This is a genomic window from Paraburkholderia sp. GAS448 (genome assembly GCF_050435685.1).
Taxonomy (GTDB): domain Bacteria; phylum Pseudomonadota; class Gammaproteobacteria; order Burkholderiales; family Burkholderiaceae; genus Paraburkholderia.
The window spans coordinates 21,692-28,111 of the sequence record NZ_JBNDKT010000060.1 but is presented as its reverse complement, the minus strand read 5'-3'; the positions used below and the strand labels follow the sequence as shown (position 1 = coordinate 28,111).

General features: G+C 56.6%; 5 protein-coding genes and 1 pseudogene. 1 reads left to right on the top strand and 5 read right to left on the bottom strand.

All coding sequences use genetic code 11. The features are described from left to right. Positions 1-125 precede the first annotated feature (125 nt). The 3 genes from P3T23_RS43825 to P3T23_RS43815 all read right to left on the bottom strand — a co-directional run bounded on the left by P3T23_RS43825 (position 126) and on the right by P3T23_RS43815 (position 3,200). On the bottom strand, positions 126-641 hold the full coding sequence (locus tag P3T23_RS43825; protein ID WP_429322286.1) for an SDR family NAD(P)-dependent oxidoreductase: 516 nt from the start codon (positions 639-641) through the stop codon (positions 126-128). 198 nt (positions 642-839) lie between these two features. Next, entirely contained in the window at positions 840-2,420 is a 1,581-nt protein-coding gene (locus tag P3T23_RS43820; RefSeq protein ID WP_429322285.1) for an aldehyde dehydrogenase (NADP(+)), read from the bottom strand. Between the two features lie 150 nt (positions 2,421-2,570). Then, on the bottom strand, positions 2,571-3,200 hold the full coding sequence (locus P3T23_RS43815; RefSeq protein ID WP_429322284.1) for an isochorismatase family cysteine hydrolase: 630 nt from the start codon (positions 3,198-3,200) through the stop codon (positions 2,571-2,573). A gap of 546 nt (positions 3,201-3,746) precedes the next feature. Between P3T23_RS43815 and P3T23_RS43810 the strand changes: the two are divergent. After that, a pseudogene (locus P3T23_RS43810) lies at positions 3,747-4,115 on the top strand (alpha/beta fold hydrolase); the annotation flags it as partial. A gap of 683 nt (positions 4,116-4,798) precedes the next feature. Here the strand turns inward: P3T23_RS43810 and P3T23_RS43805 are convergent. Together P3T23_RS43805 and P3T23_RS43800 are read right to left on the bottom strand one after the other, a co-directional pair. After that, a complete protein-coding gene (locus P3T23_RS43805; RefSeq protein WP_429322283.1) occupies positions 4,799-5,137 on the bottom strand; it encodes a hypothetical protein in 339 nt (112 codons plus the stop codon). Next, positions 5,127-6,305 (bottom strand): tyrosine-type recombinase/integrase, encoded by a 1,179-nt coding sequence (locus tag P3T23_RS43800; protein WP_429322282.1) that lies wholly within the window; start codon positions 6,303-6,305, stop codon positions 5,127-5,129. The genes P3T23_RS43805 and P3T23_RS43800 overlap by 11 nt, the downstream gene beginning before the upstream one ends. Positions 6,306-6,420: the final 115 nt, after the last annotated feature.

The window sequence follows — 6,420 nt, the reverse complement described above, 5'->3', positions numbered from 1 at the left end:
CTGAATTGAGCGTCGATTCGCTTCGTCATCTGGAAAGTTCGACGCCATCTCGCCTGCAACTTGGGCAGTTGGTCCATTGATCAGCGTTTCCCTAGTTAATGTTTTTGATCATTACGACCTCCCAGTTAATGCATCACCGCAGCTTTCGATGCTGAATACGCCGACCAGTTGGGGTTTCCTTCCTTTGCGGCGATTGACGATATGTTCACAATACGGCCGTACCGAGCATTTAACATCGGCCCGACGACGGCCTTTGAACAAAGGAATACGCTTCGGAGGTTTACGTCAATGGCGCGTTGCCACGTTTCGACGTCACATTCCGTGACCGGCGCAATTGGACCAACAAGCCCAGCGCCATTGACAAGGCCGTCAACCTTTTTGAATCGTTCAACGATTCTCGACATTGTATTGACGACGGCCTTCTCGTCCGTTACATCAACTACGTACGTTAGCGCGCTTGGAACGTGCTCAGCCGAGGCAGATAACGCCGCCTCGTCGATGTCCCACAGAATCACTTGACAGCCTTCGCGAGCCAACCTCGTAGCAATGGCGAGACCGATGCCGCCTGCGCCTCCTGTTACGATTGCGACTCTGTCTGCTTCGGTGTTTTCAGTATTCTGGTGTTCGGTGTCTCTAGTCATCGTTTTTATAATCCACGGTTTGGATTTAATACGTCATAACTGGGATCTGCTACGTTTTTAATTGATAGTAAGCATTCCTATATCAATGTCAAATTAACCACCCCAGCGCCAATGTTTACGTACGGTATCTTCTTGTCTGCGCTTACCTGGTTTGTTGCAAGCGCGGTCCCGCCGCAACGCGTTTGATCGTCACATCCCTCAATGTTTACCAAGCTCTCCGTCGACCACACGCCACAAGGACAACGGGTTTTCGTCCCGAAGCGCAGGCGGGAGCATCGATTCCGGCACGTTCTCGTAGCAAATCGGGCGCAGGAACCGCTCAATAGCGGTTGCACCAACTGATGTGAAGCGAGGGTCCGAAGTCGCTGGGAACGGACCTCCGTGAATCGTGGCGTTCGTGATCTCGACTACATTTGCAAATTTGTTCACGATGATCCGATTTGTTCGCCGCTCAAGGATTGGCAGGAGCTGCTGAGCCAATGCGTGGTCACTGCTCTCAACGTGCAATGCCATTGTCAGCTGCCCGTGAAACGACCGAGCCAAGTCAATAAGTTGGGCACTGTCGGTACACCTCACGAGAACCGCCGCAGGCCCGAACATCTCATTTGCTAGCGTGGGGTTTGCGAGTAGCTCATCGCCTTGAATCTCGAAAATCTCGGGGTACCCTTCAAGCAACCCTGCGGGCGCTCGACCCGATGCGATTTTTTTGACACCCGCGCCAGAACGAGTCCGTTCAACCGAGCGGTTAAAATTTTGGAAGATCCCGGGACTAAGCATCGTTTCCGCTGGCTTGTCCTCCAGCGCAGCTCCGAGGTCGGCTCGAAGACGCGCAAAATCCTCGCCCTCCACAGCCAAAATCAATCCTGGTTTTAAACACATCTGCCCCGCCCCCAGGGCCATCTGGCGAACAAAACCATCGGCCATTTCTTTGCCACGAGCCTTCAACGCGCCGGGAAGAAAGAAATTCGGATTGACACTCGTCATTTCGGCAAATACAGGTATTGGAACATTGCGCTCGGCGCCCCTTCGCACAAGCGCCATTCCACCGCCTTCGGAACCAGTGAAGGCGACTGCTTGAATCGAAGGGTGGTCGACCAGCGCCTCACCGACGGCGTTACCGTCACCGATAAGCAACGAGAAAACACCTTCATGCAGTCTGCAGGTTTTTACCGCCCTTTGAATAGCGCGGCCAACGAGTTCCGACGTTCCCAAATGGGAACCATGCGCCTTCACGACAACTGGACATCCTGCCGCGAGGGCGGACGCCGTGTCGCCGCCGGCCACCGAGTAAAGGACCGGAAAGTTGCTGGCGCCAAAAACTCCAACAGGTCCGAGAGGCACTTTATGCATACGCATGTCTGGCTTCGGCGACGGTTGGCGCTCGGGAGCCGCTGTGTCGATGGTGGCTTGGCGCCACCGGCCTTTGCGTACGACCTCCGCAAACATATTCAACTGCGTCGCAGTGCGCAGCGTTTCACCTTTGATTCGGGCAACGGTGAGGCCAGTTTCGAGGGCTCCGCGTTCATACAGATTGTCACCCAGGCCGAGCAGATTTCGCGCAATCTCGTCCAGGAACCGCGCCCGTTCGTCCGGCGATGTAGCGCGATAAGAATCAAACGCCGCTTCCGCAAGGCTGCACGCCCGATCAACGTCAGCGAGCCCAGCTGCGCCAAACGACGGTTCAATATTGGAGTTCGTCGCAGGGTTGAACGCCGCAACCGAGCCTGCAGCCCCGCGCAAGGACGACGCCCCAATTAACATTTCGCCAGTTACATTCATGTTTCACATCCTGATTCATAACGTTTATTTCTTCCGCTCGGCGCGCACGCACAGGGACACACAGACGCCTCAGCCTTCGTGCGTTTCACACCGTTCTGGGTTCCAGGCGCCAAATCTCACTTAAATACAACAATAAGATTTTCCAACCTTTCAGCCCGGCTTGATGAAACTCTCAAGCAGTTCCCGAGTTGTCGTAATGGCGTGAGCAAAGGTCGGGCCGTTTACCTCGTGCGCGGCGTACATCGCGTCCTTTGATGCCGCTGCAGTTCCATCTTTAACCAGCGTGACGTGATATCCCAATTCCATACCGAACCGTGCGGTTGATTCGATGCACGTGTTTGCCATCAGGCCCACGACAATAATTTTTTGAATGCCGTATTGCTTTAATTGGTGGTCAAGGTCAGTGTTAGCGAAACCGCTCTGCGCCCAGTGTTCTTTTATTACGATATCGCCAGGCAGCGGCTTGAAATCATCATGAAATTCACCACCCCAAGTACCCTTAGCGAAGGTTTGCCGCTTACCTGACGCCATTTGAGTGTTGTTAGCAAACTTCCAATGGATGTAATCACCTGGTTCCCAGCGATGATGGGGAACGAAAAAAATCTTTGCGCCCGCATCGCGAAGAGTCACCATCAAAGTTCGTAGATTGGCGATCAGCCCGACTTCACTTGCAATCGTTTCGATCACTGAAAAGAGCTTGCCGCCTTGAGACATGAAATCGTTGTACGGATCAACAATTAGGAGTCCTGTTTCTTCAGGTTTGTACGTCAGGCTTGTCATATGGTCGCTCCAGAGCGTGCGTTTAGGCAGGTGTTTCTCCTGCAAAGAAAGAAGTTGAAGCAATAGGCTTAGGTTATACCTATGAAAATCATAGTGTCAAATTTTTTCGCTTCAATCTCGGGAATTCCCTATGCGACGACTTGATTTGCCCCTTTTTAGTATCGCGAAGAGCGACATCCATGGCGGCCGATCACAGCGACAGGAAAACGCGGTATTAGACATGACCTGCGAGGCTTCGCAGCGTGATCATTCGTTTCCATCAAAGGCGTGGATCGCGACACGATGAACGTTTCGACGCTAGGGAGCGGGCGACGAGCACATCGGTTACGCGAATCCGGTTCGCGCAGTCCTTGTGAAAGCTTATGTTGTTTGTCCGCTGTCGGTTGAATAACGGACCGTCGGCCGACCGTTCACGCGTGGGAGCGAAAGACTGGAGATGCCGATCAGGGACGGCTGGACAACGTGGAGGGCCTTGATGACCTGACGTACGTCGTAGACAGTGGCTCCGACGTACCGCAAACGGCCCGGCAATTTTTGCGCTAGAAAAATATGCAAAGCATCATGAACGTGTTTGCATTTGATCGTTCACGCCTCACGCCCGAGTTGGCAGAGTCGCGTTATCGGGCAAGCGTTCGGCCCGGCTATCAGGAGTCGTTTTCCGCGATGTTCCCGGCGCCGCGACAACGCTGGGTGGATGCGCTCGCATGTCACGAGCATAAACTGGGTGACATCCGCCAATCGACGTTGATCGTGCACGGCCGCGACGATCAGGTGATTCCGCTCGCCAACTCGCTACGCCTGCTCGAACGGATCGGTCCGTCGCAGTTACACGTTTTCGGCCAATGCGGACACTGGACGCAGATCGAACATGCCGATGCCTTCAATCGGTTGGTCGACACTTTTCTGATGGACTAGAGAACTGGCGACATCGTCGATCCACTGTGCGGCGAGGCGGGCGCCGACCGACACCTTCGACGCGGTCGGGTATGGGATGTGTCACGCCGTTCAGTCAGTGACATCGTCATGCCGACAGGTCAGAGTTCAATCTCGACGGCACGTCCACGTTCATGTCGATTAGTGGATCGCCGAGGCGGTACACTCGCGGCGGCGACGCTTCGGTTTTTCTCGATGCGACGAGCATCCGGGTACGTACCGCTGCAGAATACGTGAACGCGCATTCGCATTTCTCGCAATCGGCCATTCGCCATCAGCAAGTTCCGTGGGTAGGCGAATAACCCGGATGCCCGACAAGTCGCCGGCTGACGTGTTTGGACGAATGGCCGCTCTAACTGGAAGGTGCCGTTGAGATCGCGCCGGGTTGAGAGCCGAAGCGGGTCGTCTGCGGCCAATCGCGCAACGCTAGCGCAAATCCAGATGGCTCCTCTAATGGCTCCTTGATGTCCGCCTCCCGTAAAGCCTCACCCTGGAGGTCCGTTTCGATCACAAACATGCAACTAACTGTCCGTCGCCTCTGCATCTTTGTTAACCGCAAACCCGGTCTCCAGTGGGGCAGCAGAACCTACACCACCGGTTGTCCAGGCGGCCTGTGTCTGCACGCGCCTGTTCACCGTTCTGTAAAATTGAAGACAGGCGACAGGTTAAAAGTTCGCAGCTGAGTTCAGGAGGTCGAAAACATGGACGTTATTGACCTGATGCCAGAGGTCGCGGCGGACCGACATGAAGTTTGGTTTCGCCTGACCGGACATCGCAGCGAGGTTGCCTGTGCGATTACGCGGGAGGCGCTCGAAGCGCAATTCTGGTTGCCCAAGAACGCTGACCAGGTCCGCATACTCAAGGCGTTCGCGGACGGACGGCGCCGCATTGTCGCGGTCGCCGAAAGAAAAGTCCGCCTGCGTCCGGGTGAACCAGTCAGGCTCACGGCCGGCGATTTCCAGATCGGGCGGTAGGGCCTCTGACTGCCGTCTGTCACCAGTCAATACGGTGTTTCTCGTCGGTCTCGCGGTGCCGGCGATCGTCGTCGACGTGAAGATACTGACTGGTCGTCGTCAGTGACGCATGTCCGAGGTTATCGCGCACGAGTCGCAGATCTACCTGCTGGTCCGCCATGTGGGACCCTGCGCTGTGACGCAGCCAGTGTGCCGATGCCTGCTCGAGGCGGTCCGCGCGCTGTGCATGGTCTTCACCACGCGCACGCAAGGATTGCGCCGCACCGTTAAAAACATCCTTCACGATCCGGTGCAACGCTGCGCGCGTGAGCGGTTTGAGCGACTGGCCAATCGGCAGCACGAGCGGTGTATCCTCGCCCGGCGAGGGCAGTGCTGGCAGTCCGCGGGCCCGCCGGTAGGTGCCAAGTTCCGCAATCATTTCCGCGGTGGCGGGCACCAGCCGCTCCTTGCCACCTTTGCCCATCACTTCGAGCCACCACCGATCCGTGCCGTTTTCGTCACCTCGCCGGAAAAACTGTCCCATCGTGTTCGTGCCGACCTCCGTGATCCGCAGACCGCCCAGATAGAGCAGGGTAAAGAGCCAGCGCACGCGTGCGTGGTGTTCGCGCTCGCGTTCCGTCGCTTTCGGCATCGCGTGAATCCAGGTTTTGACTTCGAGCCACAGCTCGGGCGACAGATACCGGACGATGCGCGGCCTGGCCCGTCGGGCGCGCTGACGCGACAGCGACAGCGGATTGCCGGCCAGATAACAGGCCTGCACGAGCCACGCAAACATGACGTTGAGGATCACCATGGCCTGTCGCTGGCTCGCTCCGGACAGCGGGCCGTAGAACGGCCGCCAGCGTGGATCGTTGAGGGGATGCTTGCGTCCGCCGTCAGCGGTCCACCGCGCGGCGGGCTGCGGATCGGCGAGAAAGTGCTGGTAGACGAGCAGGTCTTCGTGCGTGAGCGACGAGAGCGGTTTGCCCATCTGGAGGACGGACCACAGCAGCAGGCGTTCGGCTTCCTTGCGGTAGTTGTCGAAAGTCGTTTTCGTGTCGACGAAGCGGGCGAGCCATGCGCGCACCGCGTCCAGATCATTGCGGGCAGCGATCTGCGCGGTGCCGTTTCTGCAGCGATTGTTGCCATCACTGCCATCCAGTTCAGACGGGATGGTCAGGGTCTCGATGGGCTGAGGAGGCAGCAGCAGGGCGGTCATGGGATGTTTTGAGGTCGTTCGGGGTGTCGTGCGTTTGCTGCAACCAGTGACGTATTTAATATCGACATTATAGCCATGATGTCAAAATTATCGCTTGGGTAGATTGGATATTAGG